The organism is Marinobacterium zhoushanense, assembly GCF_014641945.1.
GTDB classification, from domain to species: Bacteria; Pseudomonadota; Gammaproteobacteria; order Pseudomonadales; family Balneatricaceae; genus Marinobacterium_D; species Marinobacterium_D zhoushanense.
Window position 1 is genome coordinate 337,509 of sequence record NZ_BMIJ01000007.1, and the last position, 23,684, is coordinate 361,192.

At 57.4% G+C, this 23,684-nt stretch carries 21 protein-coding genes; 17 read left to right on the top strand and 4 right to left on the bottom strand.

Translation table 11 applies throughout. The features are described 5' to 3' along the window. Genes IEX40_RS17610 through IEX40_RS17630 form a run of 5 tightly spaced genes read left to right on the top strand, consistent with a single transcriptional unit; the run spans position 1 to position 4,794 of the window. Complete coding sequence (locus tag IEX40_RS17610) at positions 1 to 1,704, top strand: ABC transporter permease (RefSeq protein WP_188750649.1); 1,704 nt, start codon at positions 1 to 3, stop codon at positions 1,702 to 1,704. Beyond that, positions 1,692 to 2,723 (top strand): ABC transporter ATP-binding protein, encoded by a 1,032-nt coding sequence (locus IEX40_RS17615; RefSeq protein ID WP_188750650.1) that lies wholly within the window; start codon positions 1,692 to 1,694, stop codon positions 2,721 to 2,723. The genes IEX40_RS17610 and IEX40_RS17615 overlap by 13 nt, the downstream gene beginning before the upstream one ends. Beyond that, positions 2,720 to 3,772 (top strand): MBL fold metallo-hydrolase, encoded by a 1,053-nt coding sequence (locus IEX40_RS17620; RefSeq protein ID WP_229680820.1) that lies wholly within the window; start codon positions 2,720 to 2,722, stop codon positions 3,770 to 3,772. Before IEX40_RS17615 ends, IEX40_RS17620 begins: the two co-directional genes overlap by 4 nt. A 10-nt stretch (positions 3,773 to 3,782) precedes the next feature. Further along, positions 3,783 to 4,352: a histidine phosphatase family protein gene (locus tag IEX40_RS17625; protein WP_188750651.1), complete on the top strand. Its 570-nt coding sequence runs from the start codon at positions 3,783 to 3,785 to the stop codon at positions 4,350 to 4,352. Continuing rightward, positions 4,318 to 4,794, top strand: coding sequence for a phosphatase domain-containing protein (locus IEX40_RS17630; protein WP_188750653.1), 477 nt, complete (start codon positions 4,318 to 4,320; stop codon positions 4,792 to 4,794). Before IEX40_RS17625 ends, IEX40_RS17630 begins: the two co-directional genes overlap by 35 nt. Positions 4,795 to 4,822: 28 nt before the next feature. On the opposite strand, the gene IEX40_RS17635 is transcribed toward IEX40_RS17630, so the two are convergent. Further along, positions 4,823 to 6,745 (bottom strand): bifunctional diguanylate cyclase/phosphodiesterase, encoded by a 1,923-nt coding sequence (locus IEX40_RS17635; RefSeq protein WP_188750655.1) that lies wholly within the window; start codon positions 6,743 to 6,745, stop codon positions 4,823 to 4,825. A gap of 43 nt (positions 6,746 to 6,788) precedes the next feature. Then, positions 6,789 to 8,768, bottom strand: coding sequence for an ABC transporter substrate-binding protein (locus IEX40_RS17640; RefSeq protein ID WP_188750657.1), 1,980 nt, complete (start codon positions 8,766 to 8,768; stop codon positions 6,789 to 6,791). Positions 8,769 to 9,016: 248 nt separating this feature from the next. Here IEX40_RS17640 and IEX40_RS17645 point away from each other — a divergent pair, with 248 nt between their 5' ends. From IEX40_RS17645 to IEX40_RS17695, 11 genes are all read left to right on the top strand, one after another. Further along, positions 9,017 to 10,603, top strand: coding sequence for an ABC-F family ATPase (locus IEX40_RS17645; protein ID WP_188750660.1), 1,587 nt, complete (start codon positions 9,017 to 9,019; stop codon positions 10,601 to 10,603). An 18-nt stretch (positions 10,604 to 10,621) separates the two neighbouring features. Next, entirely contained in the window at positions 10,622 to 11,947 is a 1,326-nt protein-coding gene (locus IEX40_RS17650; protein WP_188750662.1) for a DEAD/DEAH box helicase, read from the top strand. Between the two features lie 127 nt (positions 11,948 to 12,074). Then, positions 12,075 to 12,326, top strand: a complete 252-nt coding sequence (locus IEX40_RS17655; protein ID WP_188750664.1) for a hypothetical protein — start codon at positions 12,075 to 12,077, stop codon at positions 12,324 to 12,326. Between the two features lie 460 nt (positions 12,327 to 12,786). Beyond that, the gene (locus IEX40_RS17660) at positions 12,787 to 13,251 is read left to right on the top strand and encodes a hypothetical protein (RefSeq protein WP_188750666.1); all 465 of its coding nucleotides are present in this window, start codon (positions 12,787 to 12,789) and stop codon (positions 13,249 to 13,251) included. Positions 13,252 to 13,335: 84 nt separating this feature from the next. Beyond that, positions 13,336 to 13,770 carry an inner membrane protein YidI gene (gene yidI / locus IEX40_RS17665; protein ID WP_188750668.1) on the top strand — a complete coding sequence of 145 codons (435 nt, stop codon included), beginning with the start codon at positions 13,336 to 13,338 and terminating at the stop codon, positions 13,768 to 13,770. Positions 13,771 to 13,874: 104 nt separating this feature from the next. Then, entirely contained in the window at positions 13,875 to 14,396 is a 522-nt protein-coding gene (locus IEX40_RS17670) for a tellurite resistance TerB family protein (RefSeq protein WP_188750670.1), read from the top strand. Positions 14,397 to 14,482: 86 nt separating this feature from the next. After that, positions 14,483 to 14,914 carry a hypothetical protein gene (locus IEX40_RS17675; protein ID WP_188750671.1) on the top strand — a complete coding sequence of 144 codons (432 nt, stop codon included), beginning with the start codon at positions 14,483 to 14,485 and terminating at the stop codon, positions 14,912 to 14,914. A gap of 89 nt (positions 14,915 to 15,003) precedes the next feature. Then, entirely contained in the window at positions 15,004 to 15,426 is a 423-nt protein-coding gene (locus IEX40_RS17680) for a rhodanese-like domain-containing protein (protein WP_188750673.1), read from the top strand. Between the two features lie 125 nt (positions 15,427 to 15,551). Continuing rightward, the gene (locus tag IEX40_RS17685) at positions 15,552 to 16,430 is read left to right on the top strand and encodes a TraB/GumN family protein (RefSeq protein WP_188750676.1); all 879 of its coding nucleotides are present in this window, start codon (positions 15,552 to 15,554) and stop codon (positions 16,428 to 16,430) included. 162 nt (positions 16,431 to 16,592) lie between these two features. Continuing rightward, positions 16,593 to 17,252, top strand: coding sequence for a DsbA family oxidoreductase (locus IEX40_RS17690; RefSeq protein ID WP_188750677.1), 660 nt, complete (start codon positions 16,593 to 16,595; stop codon positions 17,250 to 17,252). Between the two features lie 45 nt (positions 17,253 to 17,297). Further along, complete coding sequence (locus tag IEX40_RS17695; protein WP_188750679.1) at positions 17,298 to 17,906, top strand: hypothetical protein; 609 nt, start codon at positions 17,298 to 17,300, stop codon at positions 17,904 to 17,906. Between the two features lie 85 nt (positions 17,907 to 17,991). Here the strand turns inward: IEX40_RS17695 and IEX40_RS17700 are convergent, their stop codons facing one another. Beyond that, complete coding sequence (locus IEX40_RS17700) at positions 17,992 to 19,341, bottom strand: multiheme c-type cytochrome (RefSeq protein ID WP_188750682.1); 1,350 nt, start codon at positions 19,339 to 19,341, stop codon at positions 17,992 to 17,994. Positions 19,342 to 19,364: 23 nt separating this feature from the next. Beyond that, positions 19,365 to 19,919 carry a cytochrome c3 family protein gene (locus IEX40_RS17705; protein ID WP_188750683.1) on the bottom strand — a complete coding sequence of 185 codons (555 nt, stop codon included), beginning with the start codon at positions 19,917 to 19,919 and terminating at the stop codon, positions 19,365 to 19,367. A gap of 386 nt (positions 19,920 to 20,305) precedes the next feature. Between IEX40_RS17705 and IEX40_RS17710 the strand changes: the two genes are divergently transcribed. Continuing rightward, positions 20,306 to 23,671, top strand: a complete 3,366-nt coding sequence (locus tag IEX40_RS17710) for a PAS domain S-box protein (RefSeq protein ID WP_188750686.1) — start codon at positions 20,306 to 20,308, stop codon at positions 23,669 to 23,671. Positions 23,672 to 23,684: the final 13 nt, after the last annotated feature.

Below are 23,684 nucleotides of genomic sequence, written 5' to 3' on the forward strand. Positions count from 1 at the left end.
ATGAGTGTACGCGCACTATCGGGGGACCAGCCGCGATGGCTGGTTACCCTGATCCTGACGCTGATTGTTCTGCTGAGCCTGACACCCAGTGTGCGGTTGCTGCTGGAGGCGATCAGCCATCTTGAACTGGGCAGCGAATCACCGCTGGCGAGGGTGCTGCGCGATGGCGCTACCTGGCAGGCGCTGTTCAACAGCTTTTACACCTCGTCACTGGCAACACTGATCGCGCTGTTTCTGGGTTCGTTGTTTGCCTGTGCGCTGTCGCTCACCAATGTACGCGGGCGGCAGTGGCTGGTGTTCTGCTTCATGCTGCCGATGATGATACCGCCTCAGGTGACGGCACTGAGCTGGTTGCAGCTCTCCGGACCGAGCAGTCCGTTACTCAATTCTCTGGGGCTGGCGCCCGCGCTGGGCTCGCCGCAGCCGCTTTACTCCGCTGAGGGGATCGCACTGCTGATGGGGATTCAGCATGCACCGCTGGTGTTTTTGACCCTGCGCAGCAGCCTGATCAACCTGCCCGCCGAGCTGATAGAGGCGGCGCGCATCAGTGGCGCCGGTCAGCGTCAGGTCTGGTGTCAGGTGATACTGCCGTTGTGTCGCAGCGGCCTGATCGCCGCGTCGGCCATCGCATTCGTCTCGGCGCTGGGCAACTTCGGTATTCCGGCGATGCTGGGTATCCCCGCCTCGTACTACGTGCTGCCGACACTGATCTATCAACACATGGCGGGCTTTGGTCAAAGCGTGCTCAGCGAGGTGGCGGTGCTGTCGATGCTGATCGGTGTGCTGGCGTTGGCGGGTGTACTGTTGCAGCAGCACTTCTCGCGCCGGGCCCGTTACGAGCTGGTCGGCCACTCCGGCCGGGCCCAGGCCTTTGTGCTGCGGCCCGTGCATCGCCGGTTACTTCAAACATCACTGTGGGCGGTGCTGGCACTGATTTTGGTGGCACCGTTGCTGGCGCTGATGGTGAGTTCTCTGGTCCCGGCGCTGGGTGTGTCGTTGAGTGCCGAGACGCTGACGCTTGAGGCTTATGTTGAGATGCTCTCCCGTCAGGGTGTGACCGCACGGGCATTCAGCAACAGTCTGTGGCTGGCCGGCAGCGCTGCACTCTGTCTGATGCTGTTGAGCCTGCCGCTGGCCTGGCTACTGCAACGCATGTCAGGCCCGTTGCAGACTGCGGTTAACAGTCTGGTTGAGATCCCCTATGCGATTCCGGGCGTGGTGCTGGCGATCGCCTGCATTCTGCTGTTCGCGCGACCCTTGCCGGTTATCGAGGTCAGCCTGTACGGCTCGCTGGGCATCATATTCATCGCGTATCTGGCCAGGTTCATGAGCATCGCCTTGAAGCCGGTAATGGCCAGTGCCGGGCAGCTGGACCGCTCGCTGGAGGAGGCGGCGCAGCTCGCAGGCGCAGGCCCCATACGCCGACTGGTGCAGATCGTGCTGCCGCTGGTGGCGCCAGCGCTGTTCGCCGGCGGTCTGCTGGTGTTCTTGACCGCGGTAAATGAATTGACTGTCTCGGCGCTGCTCTGGAGTGCCGGTAACGAGACGCTGGGCGTGCTGGTGTTCAACCTGGATGAGGGCGGCGACAGCGTGCTCGCCGCCGCGGTTTCGGTGGTGATCGTAACGATGGTGGTGGCCCTGATGCTGTTGCTCAGCCTGGTCGGGCGTTGGCTACCCAAAGGAGTGATACCTTGGCGCACCTGATTCTTGAAAATGTCTGTAAACGCTTCGATGACCAACCGGCAGTGGAAGGTCTTGACCTGAATATCGAGCCCGGCGAGTTCGTTGCCCTGCTTGGGCCCAGTGGCTGTGGCAAAACCACCGTACTGAGAATGCTGGCCGGTTTTGAAGCCCTCTCGGCCGGTTGTATCCGTCTGGGTGACAAGGTGCTGGCCGATGAGCTTGTTCACCTGCCGCCGGAGCAGCGCCAGATGGGAATGGTGTTTCAGTCCTATGCGCTCTGGCCGCACATGAGCGTGGCGGAAAACGTGGGCTATCCGCTGAAGATGCAGAAGCTTCGCGAAGCGCAGCGCAAACAGCGTGTTGGCGAAGCGCTTGAGGCGGTGCAGCTGAGCCATCTGGCTGACCGGGCACCGCGGGATCTCAGCGGCGGACAGCGTCAGCGTGTTGCGCTGGCACGCTGTCTGGTCACCGAACCGGATGTGGTCCTGCTTGATGAGCCGCTGGCCAATCTGGACCGCCATCTGCGCGCCTCCATGGAAGACGCGTTTCGCGAGTTCCACCGTCGTACCGGCGCCACGCTGATCTATGTCACGCACGATCAGGCCGAAGCGATGTCGCTGGCCAGCCGTATCGCGGTGATGAACCGTGGCAGGCTGGAGCAGTGGAGCACGCCGCAGGCGCTGTACGACTACCCGCGCAGCGAGTGGGTTGCAGGGTTCATCGGGCAGGGTGGAGTCGCGCCGGTGCAGGGCGTGTCCGCCGGATGCGAGGTAGGCGGCGAGTCGCTCTCGCGGGGATTATCAATGACCGGTAGCGGTGCCGCCACACCGGTGCTGATCCGCCCTCAGGATGTGCAGGTGGTGGATCATGGCGTACCTGCTGCTGTGGCGGAGTCGATCTACCGTGGCGAGCGTTATGAGCTGAAGCTGCTGCTGGACAGCGGTGCCCAGTTGATGGCCTACCATAACCGGCCGCTGCAGCCGGGGCAGCGCACAGCGATTCAGGTTACCCGCGGCTGGGCGCTGGAGGCGAGCCGGTGAGCCAGCTGCAGATCCTCAGTGGACTGGGCGACAAGGCTCCGGCGGCGATGCTGCTGGATACGCCGGACGCCCGCCTGCTGATCGAATTGGGCGGGCCACTGGAACCGGGCCTGCCGCGAGGCTGGGATCTGCCCGATGATCGTCCTGTTGATGCGGTGGTGATCAGTCACGACCACGTGGATCATATGGGGGCCGTTGACCTGCTGACTGCGGGAATGCCGGTCTATGCGACCGAGCCAGTGGCGGCATCATTGCCCCTACGGCTGGACCGGCGGCGCTTGCCGCTACAGGGGCAGATCGATCTTGCCGGTGTGACACTGCGTTGTGGGCAGGCAGGACATTCGCTGGGTGGCGTCTGGCTGCATTTTGAGATTGGCGGTGGCGTTTTATACAGCGGTGATTTTTCGCTGGAGTCCACCCTGTTTCGGTTCGACCCGCCACCGCCTGCTGCCTTGGCACTGCTCGATGCCTCCTACGGTCTCTACGACCGCGCACAGGATGAGTGTCGCAAGGCCCTTGAGCGGTGTCTGATCAGGCCGACGCTGTTGCCGGTTCCAGCCTCGGGGCGGGCATTGGAGATGGCGCTCTGGCTTGATGACCTCGGCATCAGCTGGGCCATGGATCAGCGCTGTGCCGAGCAGCTGGATCGCCTGCTGACGCTGCCCGATGGCTGCTTTCAGCCCGGTGCGCGATCACGCCTTGCCCGGTTGGCGGTATCCACCGATCTGGCCTCGGCGCAGGTCGTACTGGTGGGCAGCCCTGAAGGGATAGGGCCTGTGATCGAGCCATTGATCGCCCGCGGCGATCGCCAGCTGATCTACACAGGCTACCTGCCGCCCAAGGCTAGGGGCGATGTGCAATCGGGCAGGGCACAGTGGCTGCGCTGGAATGTGCACCCGCGCGCGTCCGATCTTTGCTCTCTGGCCGAGGCGGTTAATGCCGAGCAGGTGGTGCCGCTATTTACCTCGCTCGAGGACGCCTGTGCATGGCGTGGTGTGCTCGGGCCGCGACTCTATCGACCGCAGGATGCGGTTATTGCATTGGACTGAACAGATCGTCATGAGCGATTCGGATTTAACACTGTTACGCCGCCCCTTTGTGTTCATGCGTCACGGGGAAACCCCGATGAACGCGCAGGGCCTGATCTGCGGCGTTACCGATGTGCCACTGAGTGCGTTAGGTGAAGCCCAGGCCAAAAGCGCTGAATGGCTTCAACGCAAGCGGTGGAGTCTGGTGGCCTGCAGTGGGCTACGTCGGGCGCAGCACACGGCGCAGCTGGCACTGCCCAACCAGAGTGCTCAGCCGTTTAACGGCTTGAACGAAAGGGACTGGGGGGCGCTGGAGCTCAGGCCTTTGGATGAACAGACGCCTTACGAAGTGACACCGCCTGAGGGTGAGTCGTGGCCGGCGTTCTGTCGGCGGGTGCTAGAGGCGATGAACCGCATACTGGCGCGCCATGAATTGCCGCTGATTGTCGCGCACTCCGGTGTATACCGGGTGATCCGTGCATTGCAGACCGGCACGCCGCATGGCCCACGCATAGCAAACGCCCAGCCGGTACTGATCGAGCCGGTCGCTGACGGCTGGACGATGAATGAGATCAAGGAGAACTGGATTGAACAACGCTGATACCGTAATTGTCGATGTGGATGGCACCCTGGCTCAGTTCGAGCCGTCCGAGGTGCACCAGTGGGTACTCAAGAAAGAGAAGGATTGGGAACCGTTTTTTGCCCATATGAGTGAGGCGCCGGTGGTCGAGCCGATCCGTGCTCTGGTGCGGATACTCAAGGCGCAGCAGCAGCGTATTGTGATCTGCAGCGGTCGACCGGATTCCCACCGGCATCACACCCTGGCTTGGCTTGATCGCCACGAGATTCCGTACGACGGAGTGTATCTGCGTGCTCAGGGCGATGATGCTGTCGATGATGAGGCGGTGAAGCAGGATCTGCTGGCGCAGATTCGCGCTGATGGTTTTCAGCCCTGGTTGGTGATCGACGATCGCGATGCAGTGGTCGCGCGCTGGCGAGAGCTGGGGTTGACCTGCCTGCAGTGTGCCCCCGGCAGTTTCTGAAAAGCAAGTAGTGAGCTGTAAGCACCGGCTATTCGATCTCCAGTTGATTGGCCGGTGCCGGTCGGCCAACGCCGTAACCCTGGACATACTGAACACCAAACGCCTTCAGCTTCTCCAGCGTTTGCCGGTCCTCGACGAACTCCGCGATCATCGGAATGTTGAGGCCGTGGGCGAAGCTGATCACCGCCGCCACCAGTGCCTGCGCCTTGCTGCTGGAATGCAGGCGGCGCACCAGTTCGCCGTCGATCTTCAAGTAGTCCGCCTCAATCTTCAGCATCTGGTCGAAGTTGGAGTAACCGCTGCCGAAGTCGTCGATGGCGATGCGGATGCCTGCCTGCTTGCAGCGCTGCAGTACCTGCAAAACCTCATCCTGGTAGTCGATCGATTCAGATTCGATCACCTCGATAATCACCCGTCCCTCCATGCCGTAGGTCGCTACCGACTGGATCAGGTGGTCCACGGTCTGGTGGTCGAGCAGGTCGAAACGGGTCAGGTTGATCGCGACACTGGATTGACGATTGGAAAACAGTGTGAAGCTCTGCTCGATAATCGCGGTGGTCAGTTGACGGTAAAGATGGCTTTTGCGGATCGCCGGTAGAAAGGTATAGGGCGTATGGATGGTGCCGTCGGCATCGATAAGCCGAGCCAGCGCTTCATAATGGCAGATCTTGCCGCTGCGGGTGTCGAGTATCGGCTGGAACCAGGGGATGATGCGGCCTTGGCGAAACGCGTCGTTGACCTTGTTGAGCCAATGCAGATTCCTTTTGTAACGCTCCTCCGGGTGCATGTCGTCGCTATAGAGCTGCATCTCTTTGCCGCTCGCGCGCGCCTGGTCCATCGCTTCGCGGGCGTAGTTCAGCAGATCGGCGGCCCGGGTGATATGCAGGGCGATGCCGGCGCGGGCGGTTACGCTTATCTGCCGGTTATCTTCAGCCTCTATCGGTTCGAAGATCGAGGCCAGCAACTGTTGGGTCAGCTGTAGGGGGCTGGTGGGTTGGATCTCTCCCAGCAACACAAAGTACTCATCCACCAGTGAGCGGAAGAGTCGGGCGTCGGCAGGCAACTGCCGGCTGATCGTGTCGGCCACCTGTATCAGCAGTCGATCGCCGGTTTCGTAGCCGAACAGGGTATTGATCGCATGAAACTCGTCCAGATTGATCAGGATGCCGCTGAAAGGGCCAGGCTGATCCTGAAGTTCATGTTCCATCCGCGTGACCCGGGGCAGTCCGGTGATCCGGTCGTAGAAGAGCTCCTTTTCCAGCTCACGCTCTCGATTGCGCTGCAGGCGACGGTAAAGCCACAGCAGTGGGTAAAGGGGCAGCAGTCCGGCGAGGGCTGTAAATGCGGAGATCTTCAGACTGTTGATGAACAGTGTGTCCGGGCCATCCACCTTGATATCCGCGGCCATGATGTAGCTGGTGCCATCCGAGCGTTGCGTCGGTACGAATGCGGAACGGAAGCTCCCCCACTCGTTGGTGTAGATCGGGGTAAAGATCGCTTCACCGCTGGAATTTGCCTCGAACAGCTGGTCGGGGGCGGAGCGGTAGGGGTTGTAAAACAGGCTGGGTGTGTCGCGCTCGAGATCCTCCTTGGTCTCATTACTGACGATGAAATAGGCTTCGCCATCGACCACGTCCATGGAATAGACGTACTCCACTCCGGGCAGGTCCTCTACCAGCCGGTTCAGCGATTCGACGATCAACTGGTAATGCACCTGACCCGGGGAATGGCTGCGGTCATATATGTCATGAAAGTAGAGGCCGATGATATGGCCGCCGGCGCGAGCCGCGGTTAACAGGGTGGAGCGGGTCTGGGCCAGCTGTTCGTCCCGGCTGGCACGAAAGCTGAACAGTGTCAGCGCAGTTGTGGCGATCAGGTAAAGCACGAAAAGGGTGACGAACAGGCCTCGTTCACTGGATAGAAACCTATGCTCCTGCTTACGATCCGACATCCATTTGCACTCTGTTGTAAGTTATGTGTGTTGGCTTGGGGGGCTACTTGAGTTCCGCTGTCCGTTGTATATCGGCAGACTCGGAGCAGACCCGGTTGCGCCCGCTACTCTTGGCTTGATACATGGCATGATCTGCCCGCTGTACGATCGTGATCGGGGAGTCATCCTCTGCCGAATAACCGCTGACCCCTAAGCTTACGGTGAGGTGCTCTACGTCTGGGAAGTACCTTGTTTCCACCGCTTTGCGTAACTTTTCGGCGCAGATCATCGCTGCGTCGGTGGCTATGCCGGGACAGACGATCATAAATTCCTCGCCCCCCCAGCGACCGGCTACATCTGTGGCCCGGATCTGCAGCTGCAATGCCATCGCCAGCTCTTTCAGCACTGCATCACCGGTCAGATGTCCATAGCGGTCGTTGATCGACTTAAAGTGATCCACGTCCAATAGAATAACCGAGATGGGAGAGGCGTAACGTTTGGAGCGGGCGAACTCCTGCTCCAGCACCTGATCCAGTTTAAGGCGGTTAGCCAGTCCGGTTAACGGGTCGGTCGATGACTGGATCTCCAGCCGCTTGTGGTCGGTGATATCCTCGGAGACCGCGCGATAGCCGGTAACCCTGCCCTGAAAGTCTCTAATGGGTTCGATATTGCTGTGGACCCAGTACGGTTGGCCATACTTGTCGATATTCTTGAGATCCCCCTCCCAACTCTCGCCCGCTTTAAGCTGCTTCCACATCTGCAGGTAGAAGGCGTCCGGTCGCTCAGGGTGGCGCACAATATTATGATTAAGTCCGAGCACTTCATTCTGCGAGTAACCGGCCCGGCGACAGAAGGCTTCGCTTACCGCCGTAATCCTGCCCTCCAGATCGGTCTCCGAGATGATGACGTGCTTATCGACCATAAGCTTCTGCCGCGTCAGTTCGTGCGTGCGTGCAGCGATGATGTCCTTCAAACGACTGTTGACTAACAGTACCGCCAACACGCCGATCAGCGATACCGCAACCAGCCCAAAGGCAACGGTCAGGTAGTACAGCGGCTTCTGTTTTTGCTCGTTGGGGTTCCAGATCAGCGTCTTGAGTGCCTCCTCGGCTTGTTTTTCCTCCAGCTTGCCCAATGATTGGTAAATTTGGGCGATGCGATAAAAACGGCCGGGACTGGTGTAGCCGATCTCCACGAGACTTGGGTTGACCATGCGCCGTATTACATCGGCTTCGTACTCAAGGTGCTCTCTGGATCTTTGCGGATTGTATTTCGCGATCAGGGTTCCGATCGTTTCCTGAGGATGCTCAAGTGCATATTCCCAGCCCTTGATCGAGGCTTGCATGAAACGCCTGGAACGCTCTGGATATTCGCTGAGAGTTGCGTCGGTTGCGAACAGAATATCGCCGTAAAAGTCGATCCCGTAGTTATGTGGATTAAGAATGGTGAAGTCGATCCCGAGTTCTCGCAGTCTGAAAGGCTGGTTGCTGAGATAGGCGCTTGTGGCGTCGACCTTGCCATCGATAAAGGCCTGTCCGGTAAAGTCCAGTGGAACAAACTCGAAGTCACCCTCGTTAACCCCACCCTCCTGCAGCATGGAGAGTAGGGAAGCATCATCGAGGCCCTTCTGGTAGGAGATTCGCTTGCCTTGCAAATCTTGTGGGCCAAAAATATCGGCAGACTTATGGGCGACGAAAACCAGCGGTGAGTGTTGAAAGATCGAGGCCATGACACGGACGGGCTTACCATCTGCTCGATAAAGCAGTAGCGACGAATCGGCAACACCGTAATCGGCATCGCCCGCGATGAGCTGCTCGATATTGTTGAACTTGGGATCGCGTTCAATGATCTCCACGTCCAGTCCCGCGTCGGCGTAAAAACCTTTTTCCTTCGCCATGTAGTAACCGGCGAACTGGAAGGAGTTGAACCACTTGAGCTGCAAGCGAACAGTCTCCAGTGGCCGATCAGCCGATCCCCCGGCAAAGGCGAGCGTACTAAACAGAAGGAGAAGCCAAGACAGGCAATATGTGATCTTGGTTGGCACCTGAACCCCGCAACTGGTTTCGATCCTTTGACCCTCTATCCCGGCCAGCGCACTGTGATATCTGCTCACAGCTGGTCGCGATAGTGCGATGAGTCTAACGATAGCACCGATGACCGCTCATGAAACTGATTACGGTTGTGCTATCGCAGCAAATGCGGGGCAAATGTGGCATACTGCGCACTTTGTGAACGGCAGCTCGCGCAGTCGACGATGCCGCATCCTCCAAAGTACGAATTCCGGGAACTCTCTTGCTTACCACAGCCAACATCACCATGCAGTTCGGCGCCAAGCCGCTGTTTGAAAATATCTCCGTCAAGTTCGGCGACGGCAACCGCTACGGTCTGATCGGCGCCAACGGATGCGGTAAATCCACCTTCATGAAGATCCTCGGCGGCGATCTGGAGCCGAGCAGCGGCAACGTGTCCAAGGACCCGAACGAGCGTCTGGGCAAGCTGCGCCAGGATCAGTTCGCCTATGAAGAGTACAGCGTCGTCGATACCGTGATCATGGGCCACGAGGAGCTGTGGGCGATCAAGTCCGAGCGCGATGCGATCTATGCCAAGGCGGAGATGACCGAAGCCGACGGCATCCGTGCCGGCGAGTTGGAGGCGGAGTTCGCCGAGATGGACGGCTATACCGCCGAGTCCCGCGCCGGCGAGCTGCTGATCGGTGTCGGCATCCCTGTGGAACAGCACTACGGCCCGATGAGCGAGATCGCGCCGGGCTGGAAACTGCGTGTGCTGCTGGCGCAGGCACTGTTTTCCGACCCCGATATCCTGCTGCTCGACGAGCCGACCAACAACCTGGATATCAACACCATCCGCTGGCTGGAAGGCGTGCTGAACCAGCGTCAGTGCACCATGATCATAATCTCGCACGACCGCCACTTCCTGAACAGCGTCTGTACCCACATGGCCGATATCGACTACGGCACACTGAAGGTTTATCCGGGCAACTACGACGACTACATGACCGCGTCCACCCAGGCCCGCGAGCGCATGGTTGCCGACAACGCCAAGAAGAAGGCGCAGATCGCCGACCTGAAGTCCTTCGTCAGCCGCTTCTCCGCCAACGCCTCCAAGTCGCGCCAGGCTACCTCGCGCCTGAAGCAGATCGACAAGATTCAGCTAGAGGAGATCAAACCCTCGAGCCGGCAGAACCCGTTCATCCGCTTCGATCAGGCGAAGAAGCTGCATCGCACCGCGGTGGAGGTTGAAGGGCTGGCCAAGCATTTCGACGAGGAGCTGTTCTCCGGCCTTAACCTGCATGTGAATGTGGGTGAGCGCATCGCCATCATCGGCCCTAACGGTATCGGCAAGTCCACCCTGCTCAAGTGCCTGGTCGGCGATCTGGAACCCAACGCCGGTACCGTAAAATGGTCGGAAAATGCCGAGATCGGTTACTACGCCCAGGATCACGCCCACGAATTCGAAGAGAACAAGAACCTCTACGACTGGATGGCGCAGTGGGGCCAGGAGGGCGATGACGAGCAGGTGATCCGCGGTACTCTGGGCCGCATGCTGTTCTCGCAGAAGGAGATCGGCAAGTCGGTCAAGGTGATCTCCGGTGGTGAGCAGGGCCGTATGCTGTTCGGCAAGCTGATCCTGCAGAAACCCAACATCATGCTGCTCGATGAACCGACCAACCACCTGGATATGGAATCGATCGAGTCGCTTAACCTGGCGCTGGAGAACTACCCCGGCACGCTGCTGTTCGTCAGCCACGACCGTGAGTTTGTCTCCTCCCTGGCCACCCGCATCATCGAACTGACTCCCACCGGTATCGTCGACTTCCACGGCGATTACGAGGAGTACCTGCGGTCTCAGGAACAGTGAGTCGGGAACAGTAATGATATGAGCGGTTTTGCCGATCTGAAGCTCTGCCCGGAACTCAACGCCACGCTGGAGGCGCTGGGCTATCGCGAGCCGACCCCGATCCAGACCCAGGCGATTCCGCTGGTGCTGGCCGGCCACGACCTGATCGCCGAGGCACAGACCGGTACCGGCAAAACCGCCAGCTTCGCCCTGCCGATGATCGAACGGCTGAGCAAGCAGCCGGGCAACCCGGAATACCGTGAGATTCGCGGTCTGGTGCTGGTACCCACCCGTGAGCTGGCGATCCAGGTCGGCGACAACACGCTGGAGTATGGCCGGTTGCTCGGTATGCGGGTGATCTCCATCTTCGGCGGTGTACGCTTCGACAACCAGATCCGCAAGATGAAACGGGGCGCCGATATCCTTGTCGCCACCCCCGGGCGGCTGCTCGATATGCTGAAGCAGAAGAAACTGTCGCTGGATCAGCTCGAGATACTGGTGTTCGACGAGGCGGACCGCATGCTCGATCTCGGTTTTATCAACGAGATCAAGGCGCTGTTGGCCTATATGCCGGTGCAGAAGCAGACCCTGCTGTTCTCGGCCACGCTGGATGAAAGCGTCGAGGTGCTGGCCGACAAACTGCTCGACAACCCTAAGCGTGTCAGCGTCGCCCAGCGCAACACCAGCGCCGCCACCGTGCAGCAGCGCGCCTATGCGGTGGATAACCGCGACAAGGCTGATGTACTGGCCTACCTGATCACCGGAGCCCGTTGGCAGCAGACCCTGGTGTTCACCCGCACCAAGCGCCGTGCCGACGAATTGGCCGCCGCGTTGCAGCACGAGGGGATTCACGCTCTGGCGATCCATGGCGACAAACACCAGCGCGAGCGTATCGCCGTGCTCAACGCTTTCGCCGACGGCGAGGTCAATGTCCTCGTCGCCACCGACGTCGCCGCCCGCGGCCTGGATATCGACAACCTGCCCCAGGTGGTCAACTACGACCTGCCCAACCAGCCCCAGGACTACGTCCACCGTATCGGGCGCACCGGTCGTGCCGGTCAGAAGGGACTGGCGGTCTCCCTTGTCGCACCGGAGGAGCGCCGATTCCTGCAAGCGATCTCAGAACTGATCAACAAGCCGCTGCAGCTACAGCCGGTGCCGGTGGCCGAAAACGGCAAGCTTATCGACGGCAAGGCGCTGCAGGAAAACAGCAGCGGTGTCAGATCCAAAGCGAAAGCCAAGCCGGGCAAGACGGTGAAGAAAGCTCAGCAGGGCAAACCCCAGCCTCAAACCCCAAGCCGCAAAGAAACTCAGGAAAAAGCGCCCGCCAGATCGGCCGGACGTCGTTCGCTGTTCTCTAAATGATTCGTCAGCAACGTAGGGCAACCCGCACTTTGGGCTTGCCAAAAACCGGCACCGAATACAGACTGTAATCCACTACGCGCCATAGGGTTGTAGGCGCGCGCAAATCGACAGGGAACAGGATGCGTCGATGCAAGGGATTAGAGCGAACTCCATCCAGCGCCGAACCATGGCGCTGCACATTGCCGCCGTTATCGCCAGCCAGCGCTTCGGCTGGCTGCATATATTCAATTATCTAACCAAAAAACGTCTCAGCCCGACGGTCAACAGTCGGGTGGTGGGTTGGTGCGCCTATCATCACCCTAGAGTAATACCTTTTTGTCTCGGCGAAGTGGAGCAAAAATTCCTTTTTGCGGGTAGGACCACTTTTCAGAAGGATTAGAGCGATATGTATATCATAGTGCTACTTCTCATGTCCCTAGGAATGGGGGCTGACGAGATAATCATGAATGCAAAGGGGGAAGTGGTTTCTGACTTAACCCAGGCACTTTGGGCATTTATGTTCTTTATACTGTCTACAATGTGGTCTGCTCAAGATTCAAAACTGCGAAATATTTCTCGACCATTTGATTTCGGGTTTCTTATTTACATTCTTTGGCCTATTTCTTTTCCGACATATCTAGTTGCAACACGAGGCATGGAAGGCATAGTTATGTTTCTTGGTTTCCTAGTGATTTGGTGTGGGCCATGGCTTTTAGGGCTCGTGTCTTATGTTTATATTTACTCGGGCTGAAAGCTAATAAAAAATTGTAGGCGCCGCGTAAGCGGACTGGGAACTCCGCTGCTGCGCAGCTCCGGTCCCTAAATTGAGCGTTGGCTATCTAAGGAGAGTGATAGATATCATGAGAATATTGAAAGGGATTCTTAGTACTATTGGTATTCTGTTCCTCGGCATTATTTGCTTTGTGGTTTACCTCTCGTACAGCTCTTCACATTTCTTAAAGGAAAATAGGGAGTTTATAAACCAGTTCTCTTATGACCTATCTGAGAACTGGCGTGCTTCTGATGTTCACTCACGCCTCTCAAATGAGTTCATACAATCGCTAGATACCCCAGCAGGGCAATTTTCGTTTAACCAATTGAAAGCACTTGGAAGCCTAGAGGATGCATCTGACTTCGAGCTTAGTAACTACTATTCCGGAACAGATGGAAAAACAGCGGTTGTCACCTTTAAGGCAACGTTCGAAAACGCTAAAGGTGTCGCTACGGTTACAGTTGTCGAGCGAGAAGGTAAAGTCCTTATTCAAGGGTTCCATTTTTCGGCCCCTGATGGGATTCGGCCAACAAGCACGAAACATGAAGCCTAACAAACACATAGAGATTTCTAGGAACCTCCGCTGCTACGCAGCTCTAGCCTCTTATGTGGAGCGTTATATTTTTTGGAGATGGTAATGGAACGAAAAAAACCAGTATGCGGGATAGTCGGTATTCTCTTGGGAAGTATCGCCTTACTGCTTTCTCTTACTCATTTCTGGGCAGGCCCTTTCTCTCCGCAACCTACTATCGAGACTGTCGTAGCAGAAAAAGCTGCATCCATTCGCAGTGCTGCTCTAAGTGCTCTGAGGGGGGAGGAACCTATCCAAGAATATCAAACCTCAAATTGGAACATCGATCAGGCCGCTGATGTTGTAACAGCTGTGTTTGGCGGGCTAGCGTTCATTCTGGGCATCGTTGGCTTTTCCAGGCATGAGCCTAAACGCGTTGTCGGTGGTGCTGCGGCATTGGGTATCAGTGCTGTCGCATTTCAATTTATTGCTATGTATGCAATGGCGCTATTGGTCGTACTCTTAATTGCAGCCGTTTTATCGGGGATAGGTGTTGGATAAAAATATAACACAATGGTTCGAAACCTTTTGCTTTTCTCACTAGTGCCTTAAATTCACGCTTTTACTACTCATTAACCGAAGCGTCACATGATAATGGAGAAATCATGCACATACTCATAGGGATTTTAACAACCTTAGTTACGTTACTCTATCTGCTCGAGAGGTTAGGAGTTGATTTAGGGTGGCTCAACCCTTGGGCTTGGAAGCGTCGCCGAGCTTGGCTAAAGCAATCAAAAGGTAATCCAGCATATGGGCTTGATAAGCCTATAGACGCTATTGCCCTGATAGCGACAGCTGCTGCAAAAATTGACGGAGACCTTTCTATAGAAGAAAAAAATAAATTAAAAAGCATATTCAGAACTACATTCAACCAATCAGAAAAAGATGCGACCCAATTACTGGTGGTAAGTGTGCATCTGTTAGGTTCGGGTGAAGAAATATTCCAGTCTCCAGAACGGGTCTTGAAGAGATCAATTGAGGACTTTACTGATGAACAGAGAAATTCCTCAATTGATCTATTGAACAAGGTTATAAATGTGGGTGGCTCTCCTTCTAAACTACAAGAAGAGTTTTTGGGAAAAGTAAAAAAACTGATGCTTTCTGGTGGCGATAAGAAAACTTGGTGAATTAATTAATACGGTCATGAGAATGATCGATATGATATTCGCTAATTTTAGAGATCTATAACGACGCTATAAGCAAGGGAATGTATATGTCTAAACGAAATCTCGGCTTTATATTAGCCCTTACGATGTTGTCATCTGAGGTCTCCCTGGCTTGTGGCGGACCACCTACACCTGTGCTAAGTACACATAAAGATGATGGCACCCAGGTGGGTATTTTTATTTCCCAAGAGCAGATCGAGCAGACTGAAGAGTGGCGTCCCGAGGATGGAGAACCGCCTCTCAAAGTATCGTCAGCCTATAAGATCGTTCAGGAGTGGGGGCGCCAGCAGTATGCCCGTTACGATGGGGTAAATGTTCGGGAGCTGTCGCTTAAGAAGTACGGATGTTCCGATGTCATCAACCGGTGGTACTACATTGTTGACCTCAATCCGGTGATTGATGGCAACGGGTTATGGGGCTCTGGTAACTGGGCTGCGGTGCTTATGGATGGAACAGTGATCGGGCCGAAGGCGTTCTGAGTCCATATCAGTCGTAAGCAGGTGACGTAAAAGTACAGAGACTTTTCGACCAGGTGTTATGAGCGCAAAGCGCTGAAATAGGAGGACCTATGGATACTACTCTTTGGACACCGAAGAATCTTCTTGCCCTATTGGCTGCGCTGTTCGCGGTGGCCTGGATGATGATGCCGAACACTGTTCGCTACAACATCGAAGAGGTTGATGTGGCAAATGCAAAAAACCTTATCGATGCGGGTGCGGTCGTGATCGACGTTCGGCCGACGGGCAAGTACGACGGGCGGCATATTCCCGGTGCCTTGTCGATTCCGCTGGAGGTGCTGACAGTTGCAGTTCCCGCCGCACTGGAAGCGGTTAAAAGCCAACGTATCGTCGTGTACTGTGGCGACGGCAGTACGCTGGGACCGAGGGGAACGCAGGTGTTGAATGAGGCCGGTTACCCCGGAGCCGTGAACCTGAAGGGTGGCATAGGCGGTTGGGCCGATGCGGGATATCCGGTCCGCACGGGGTCCTGATAAGCCTGACTGACAGGGCAGGTAAGGTGTGTTTCGCTGCTCCTCCTTGCTGAGGAGTCTGTGCATCGTCTCATCCGCGACTAAACTTAGTTGCTAGGCAGGCGGTTATATAAATGGAACTGGCTATGAGTATTCGAAACGCTATCCTGTGCGCCGTGTTGGTCGGTTTTAATTTGATGGCCAGTAGCGCATTTGCAGAGTCATCCGTCTGGAAGGTCAGTAAGGGTGAAAACTACTTCTACCTGGGAGGCACTATTCACCTTCTTTCAGCAGCGGATCATCCACTCCCCGATGAGTTTAATCTGGCCTATAACGATGCCGGAAAGATTTTCTTCGAAACTGATTTGGCAGCAACAAAAACGCCAGAATTTCAATCGAAGTTTATCGCGGCAATGATGTATAGCGATGATCGTACCCTGCAAAGTGAACTCGACCCGGCAATATACCGAAAGCTTGAGAGTTTTATGACTTCACGTCATATGCCTATCGCTCAGTTTTCGAAGTTTCAGCCCTGGGGTGTATCGATGATGATCGTGCTGTTTGAGTACCAGCGATTAGGGATGATGCCGAACTACGGCGTCGACGCGTACTTCAACAGTCTCGCTGTGTCCGATAACAAGATAATCATGAGCCTGGAAACACCGGATGAACAGATAAACTTCCTCAGATCAATGGCCAAGATCGATCAGGATATAGGGGTCGAATACACCTTGCGCGATCTGAAGCGCCTGCCGGAGTTTATCGATTCGATGAAACAGAACTGGCGTAGCGGTGATCTTGAAGCATTAGCGGAGAGCATCTTCGTAGCACAGATGCAGAGGGAGTTTCCGGAGCTGTATGACTCCATTGTGACCAGCAGAAACAACGCCTGGATGCGGCAACTTCCAAGGCTGACTGACGATAGCGAGAGAGAGTTTGTGCTGGTGGGGGCGATGCACCTCTACGGCAAAGAGGGTTTGTTAAATCAACTTGCGCTACAAGGTTTTAGCGTAGAGCAGCTTTAATCACCCGCATCGACGCACGTAATCTACACTGTTAAACGGTTGCGCGGTGACGGAGCGTTAGCGTCTATGTGCCACCAGCAGCCTTGGCCGGTTGAAAACTCGAATGAGTTAGCCGGTAATAGGCCTAGACAACAACAGCACGAGGCTACTGCAGAGAATCCCATGACCCGAACCCTGGAAATCGATTTCGTCTCTGATGTGGTCTGCCCTTGGTGCGCCATTGGACTGCATGCACTGCGGCAGGCGTTGCAGCAGTTGGAGGGTGAAGTCTCGGCGACGATCCGCTTCCGCCCCTTCGAGCTGACGCCGGAGATGCCGGCGGAGGGGGAGTTTGTGATCCCCTACCTGTGCCGCAAGTACGGCATGAGTGAGGAGCAGGTGGCGCGCAATCAGGCCTATATCACCGAGCGCGGGGCTGAGCTGGGGTTCCGTTTCGACTTCCGTACTGATAGCAAGAAGTGGAACACCTTCGACGCCCACCGCCTGCTGCACTGGGCGGCGGAGCAGGGGGCCGACAAACAGTTGGGACTTAAGCTTGCCCTGCTGGAAGCCTACTTTTCTCGCAACGAGAACCCGGCCGAGCGCGCCGTGTTATGCCGCCTGGCAGAGCAGGTGGGGCTGGATGCTGACGCGGCGGGCGAGGTGTATGACTCCGGGCGTTACACCGATGAAGTGCTGGCCGAGGAGCAGCTTTGGGTGCGTCAGGGCGTCAGTTCGGTGCCGACGATCGTATTCAATGAGCAGTATGTTGTCTCCGGTGGCCAACCGGTGGAGACTTTTGTGCAGGTCATCCAGGAAGTGGTGAGTCGGGAGGTAGGGTGAGTGAGCCTGTGCCACCCGCTGTGCTGATAATGCCGGGTATCCGGCATGTCTGATAACGAGTTGCTGCTCTGGATACTGTTGCCGCTGTTCACGTTGGTGGGACTTTATCTGATCTGGTATGCACGGCGGCGTCGACGCTTGATGGCGCGCTTTGCGCGTGAGAGGGAGCTGCCGATACGGCGGGATTATCGCAAGCCGCTGCAGCGGTGCCTCGACAACGCTTTTGCGCTGCCACAAGCGGATGCGACACGCAGTTTCGGCCAGCTGGCCGCTATCGTGGATGCCGAAAAAGCCTGGCTGTTTCTGGCGGTGGAGCTGCTGGATCTGAGCCGCTACGGGCAGGCACAGTCGAGCCACTCCCCCCGCCTGGCGGCGCTGTTCAAGGTTAGGCCAGAGCTGGACGCGTTTTTTCTGGTCGACACCGTCGGCAGGGTGGAAGATCGTCTGCCGGAGATTCCACCCGCCAAGCCCGGCGTTGTGACCGCCGTGCATGAGGCGATGAAAGGCAGCGGTGCGGGACATACGCTCAGTGTCACCCTGTCCAAAGGCTATGGCCTGATCTATTTCGAGCCGCGGATAACCGGCGCTGAGGACAGGGCGGATCTGGAGTCGCTGTATGGCATCGCGATCGAGCTGCATAAACGACTTTTTTAACCCCCCCGGGCAGACCGCCAGGAGTTGCCTGTGCTCTCGCTATACCGCAACGGTCACAGGCACTCCTGAATAGCTGGCCGTCTCCCTAGTCTCTGGCCTCTATCTGGCCGCTCTCGATCCGTCTGTTGTAGATCGCTTCCAGCTTGTACAGATCCATCTGCAGCTCGAAGAAGCCGTGCCAGTGGGCGTAGTCGGGTCCGGCCATCAACGCACCATGGCGGGCGCGGCGCCCTTCATGGTGCCAGAGGTGATAGAAGGTGATCTGGAACTCGTCGGCCCAGGGGTTATCCAGCAACAGCCCTTTTTCGGTAAGCTCATCGAGCATCTCCTTGGCCGGGTCGTAGTACGCCTCGTTGTACAGCCGTACCGCCTTATCGCCCTGGGCGAAGAACCCCTTGGTGTGGTTCTCGCCATGGCAGGCGGAGCAGACCTGCTTCATCTTGGCGCGCCCCTGCTCGCCATCGCCGAGCAGAGGGCTGAGTACATCGCTGGAGTTGCGCACTTCGGAGCGCTTGGCCCAGAGGTTCCAGTACAGGCGCTCGCTGATGTTGTGTGTGCTCTGCAATTCACCAACGCCACTCATATGGCAGGTGGCGCAGGTCGGGGCGCGGTAGTCACCGGGCTCCCAGCCGCCGGCCGGTGCGGTCCAGTTCCATTCATGCCCTTCGGCGTTGAAGATCTGGCCATGCTTGCTGTTGTTGAACACTTCGATATCGGGATGATCCGGGCCCAGATGGCAGCTGGCGCAGGCGGTGGGTTTACGCGCTTCCGCCAGCGAGAATTTGTGCCGGGTGTGGCAGGAGCCACAGTTGCCGGTGCTGCCGTCCGGATAGATGTTGCCCATGCCGGAGTTGGGCCAGGTGGTCACATCCGGCGTGCCGTCATCGTTCAGTTTGATCTCGGTGCCGTGGCACTGCATGCAACCGGTCTCGCCCGGCGCACCGCTTAGCTCCGGGTGACTGCGTCCTTCATGAACGTTAACCAGTGCGTGCAGGCTGTCCTTGGGGATAATCTGACGGTAGGCGCGGAAGTGGCCACTTTCGTTGAATTGCTGCTGCTCCTCGGCGTGGCAGCGACCGCATGTCGCCGGCGATACCAAGGGGGTGATGTACACGCCCTGCAGCCCCTCCTGGTTATGCAGCTGTGCCCCCGGCTGCGACTTGCTGGCGCCGTGGCAATCATTGCAGGCGACGCCGACGTGGCTGTGCCTGCTCTCCTTCCAGTCGGCGACGATACCGGGTTGCTCCTGCTGGTGGCAGGCGACACACTGCTTGTCGAGTGCGGTCAGGCCCTGGCTGAAGGATAGGGTTCTGATCGAACTCAGGTTGGGGCTGGTGTCATTGGTAGTCGCCGCCTTGAGGGCCGTGGTCCCCATCGCGATGAGCATGAGCACCAGGGCTATATTGAGCAGCGGGCGTGGTCGAGGGGTGAACATCGGAGTATCCCTTTCCTGATCGGTTAGTTGTTGTCGGTGGCCTCCGGCTGCGTGCCGAAGTGTCGATTGAGTGCTTGCGTCAGTTCGCTGTGCCCGACCTGATGACAGTCGATACAGGTTTTGTTCACGGTGCCGAGAAAATAGGGCTTGTGGGCGACGAACTGTTTGCTCGAGCGTTCCGAGCCGCGTTGCAGGTCGTTGTGGCACTTCAGGCAGCCGGATTCATAGACATATTCGTTGGCGCGCTCGCGTTTGGCGTGCCAGTCCACGTCGTCGGCACCGAGTACGAACTCCTTAAACAGATCCCAGGCGCCGTTGCGTGCCTTCATGTAGAGGTAGTCGGTGTAGGAGTCCTGGGGCAGGTGGCAGTCGGTGCAGAGTGCCTGGGTACCGGTGGTGGAGAGTCCGCCGTGGCTGCTTTGCAGGAAGGAGGTCTGCATCGGTTTCATGCTATGGCAGCTGCCGCAGAACTGTGCGTCCGAGGTGATATGCAGAGCCGTATCCGTGGCTGCCCACGCGAGCAGGGATCCCAGACCGAGCAGGGCCAATATCAGTATCAGCTTGATTGTGCGTCTCACGATACAGAATTCCCTTTTCCGAGTGAGGCTTTTGTTTTTTAAGCACTATAGCTGGGGAAACCGGCTTCTGCGTAGTGAATAAGGACATGGAGCGTTCAGTTTTAATCTGAATCAATTTTGCTGACCTATAGGCCAAAAATCGACTAAGGAACTATGAACAAACGCTCTCCTATGGTGGATAATCGGACCTGCCGGATCGGTTAAGTTTTGTCGTTTTAGGTGTGGATATCATCCGGCGTTAGCGGTTTCCCTGCTTTTTATGTCGTACGGCAAAGGACGATGCCGGTTTGGGGGTGCCTATGACCGCGTTGTATTAAAGGCATGATAACTAGAAGGTTCGGTCGTCCCTGATGAAGTATCTCCATCCTCATTGTGCGCAGTTCTGTATGCGCGCTATGCTGCTATTGATCGCCTATTATGTGACGGGCCTTATCGGGCTCTCCATCCCCTTCGTCGATACTCATATCACCTTGATCTGGGCTCCCAGTGGGATCGCGCTGGCGGCCCTGTTGTGCTGGGGGCTCAGGTTTGCGCCTGCCGTTTGGCTCGCGGCATTCGCCGTGAATCTGTCGGTGGATAGCTCCGCGTCTTTAGCCTTTGGCATCGCCTGTGGCAATACTTTGGGGCCTGTGGTGTCGGCCTGGCTGCTTGGGCGATTGGGATTTGATCCGCTGATGGGGCGCAGGCGTGACCTGACCCTCTATCTGGCCTTGGGTGTCGCCCTGGGTATGTTGATCACCTCGGCCAACGGTGCACTTCAGCTCTGGCTGGCCGGCGTCGTAAAAGGAGAGCAACTGGCGGCGGCCTGGGCAACTTGGTGGCTGGGCGACGCCATGGGCGTGTTGGTGTGCGGCATACCGCTGCTGACGGTCAGGCTGTCCCAGTTAAGAGATGTGCTGTCAGGCGCCAGAGGCCTGGAGCTGATCGGGGGCGTGGTGCTGGTGTTGATCTCCGGCGCACTTATCTTTCTGGTCAACGCTGAAGGGCTATCGTTGTTTCTGCCGATTCTCTATCTGCCGTTTTTTCTGCTCTCCTGGTTGGCGATTCGCGGCGGAGTAGGTGTGGCATCCAGTGCCGCGTTGCTACTCTCGATTCAGGCGGTCTGGGCGACGGCCAACGGCGGCGGGCCATTTCTGTCGGGGGACGTACATTTCAGCTTGGCGATGCTCTGGGGCTACATGGCCACGGCTACCATCATCACGGTGCTGATTACGGTGCTGGTGGGGGAGTTGCGTGTCAGTGAGCGGCGACTGACCTTGGCTTCCGTTGGTGCGGAGTTGGGGATGTGGGAGTGGCATCTGCCAACCGATAGTCTGGTGTTTGCACGTCATGCGCTGCAGTTGGACAAGCTGCTGCCAGTGAGTTCAGGGCAATCACTCAAAGCGATTATGCATCCAGCTGACGTATTGGGATTCGAGAGGGCGTACGAACAACACCTCGCTGCGCCCCGGGATATGTTCGAGGCCGAATGTCGAATCAATAACGGTGGCAATGGCTGGGTGTGGGCATTGATCCGAGGCCAGGTGGTGGAGTTCGATAGCCAGGGCGGTCCGGTCAAAATGGCTGGCACGTTGATTGATCACTCCGAACGCAAACATGCCGAGGAGGCTCTGTTGCATAGCCAGGTGCAGCTTCGCCAAAGTGAGGAGCGCTACCGACTGTTGTTGAGCAACTCTCCCCTGGGCATCCTGCATTTCGATCAGGATCTCGTCGTTACCTATGTCAATGAGCGCTTTGCCGAGATTATGAGTTTGCCACGGGAGTATATGCTGGGCCTCGATTGTCATCAGCTCAAGGACCAGAGTGTGTTGCCGGCGCTGAAATCCGCGCTTGGCGGCGCACGCTCGGGTTACGAGGGGCGATATGTCACCTCCTACGGTGGGGTCGAGTTATGGATCTCGATGGCCTGTGCGCCGGTGACCAGTGAGTCCGGTGAAACTCTCGGCGGTATTGCGATGATCGAGGATATTACAGAGCGCAAGCTGGTCGAGAACGAGTTGGTAAAGTTCAAGTTCTTCAGTGACCAGGCCGGTGACATGCTGTACCTGGTCGATGACCGGGCCAATATCCGCTACGCCAACATACGGGCCTGTGAACGTTTGGGCTATTCCCAGACCGAGTTGCAGCAGATGACGATTCCAGAAATCGACCCCGGTTACTCTGAGGATCAGGTGCTTGCGGTAATCGAGCGCTGCAAGCGTGAGAGTATCCCGCCTTTCGAAACCCTGCATCGTCGAAAAGATGGGCGGTTGATCCCGGTGGAGATAACCACCGAATCGAGGGAGTTCGATGGAGAGTGGCTGGCGTTTTGTGCCGCGCGTGACATCTCCGAGCGTAAACTAATCGAAGCTGGCGAAAGGCGTCAGCGTGAAGGACTCGCGGCGCTCAACGAGGTGGCGGCGCTGTCGCATCTGCCGCTGAAGGAGCAGTTGCGCAAGGCACTGCAGATCGGTAACCGTCATTTCGGGTTGAGTTTCGGTATTGTCAGCGAGGTTCAGAAGCAGGTTTACAGGGTCATGGCGCATGTCTCGCCGCCAGATACGCTGGAGGATGGCCAGTGTTTCCAGCTTGGCGACACCTACTGTGATATTACCCTGGTGTCGGATGATGTGGTGGCCATAGCGGAGATGGGGGAGTCCAAGCACCGTAATCACCCCTGCTATGAGCTGTTCCAGCTGGAGGCCTATATCGGCGCACCGATCCAGGTGGCGGGCCAGGTGTATGGCACGGTTAACTTTTCCGGGCCCGAAGTTTATGCGCGTCGCTTTGATGACGGAGACCGGGAGTTCGTGCGCTTGTTGGCTCGCTGGATCGGCTCGGCAATAGAGCATGAACAGCGGCGTTATGCGCTGGCGGCCAGCGAAGAGCGGTTGAAAACGATCATCGAAAACGAACCTGAGTGCGTCAAGGTGATCGGTTGCGAGGGCGAAGTGCTGCAGATGAACCGGGCCGGCCTGAGCATGCTCGAAGTGGAGGGCCTGGACGAGGTTAATCGGATTGGGGTGATTAATTTCGTCGTGCCCGAGTACCGCGAGGCGTTCGAGGAGCTCAATCAGCGCGTATTGGCCGGTGAGTCGGGCTCGCTCGAGTTTCGCCTGACCGGCAAGCGCGGCCATACCCGCTGGCTCGATACCCATGCCGCCCCGCTGCGCGACGGCGATGGCAAGGTCACCGCCGTGCTTTCCGTTACCCGCGATATCACCCTGCTCAAGGAGCACCAGCAGCGGCTGGAGTATCTGGCTCACTATGACGGTTTGACCGGTCTGCCGAACAGGGCCTTGCTGGGCGACCGTATGGCGCAGGCGTTGGCTCGTGCGCGGCGCAAAGGTACAGAGTTTGCGCTCTGCTACCTGGACCTTGATGGTTTCAAGGAGGTCAACGACGAAAGGGGCCATAACGCCGGCGATCAGGTGCTTGAGAGTGTTGCCAGCCGATTGACGGCAGTGTTGCGCGAGACCGATACGGTGGCGCGCCTGGGCGGTGATGAGTTCGTGCTGCTGTTGAGCGATATCCGCACTCGCCAGGAGTGTGAACTGACCATCGATCGTGTCTTGGCCGAGATCGCGCAACCGATACTGATCCAGGGACATCAATGCCAGGTGTCGGGCAGTATCGGCATCACGCTCTATCCGGAGGATGACAACGATCCCGATACCCTGCTGCGCCATGCCGATCAGGCGATGTATACAGCAAAGCAGCAGGGCAAAAACCGTTACAGTTTCTACCTCCCGGCCGCTGTCGCTGAGGCGTAAAAGCAGGCTGACT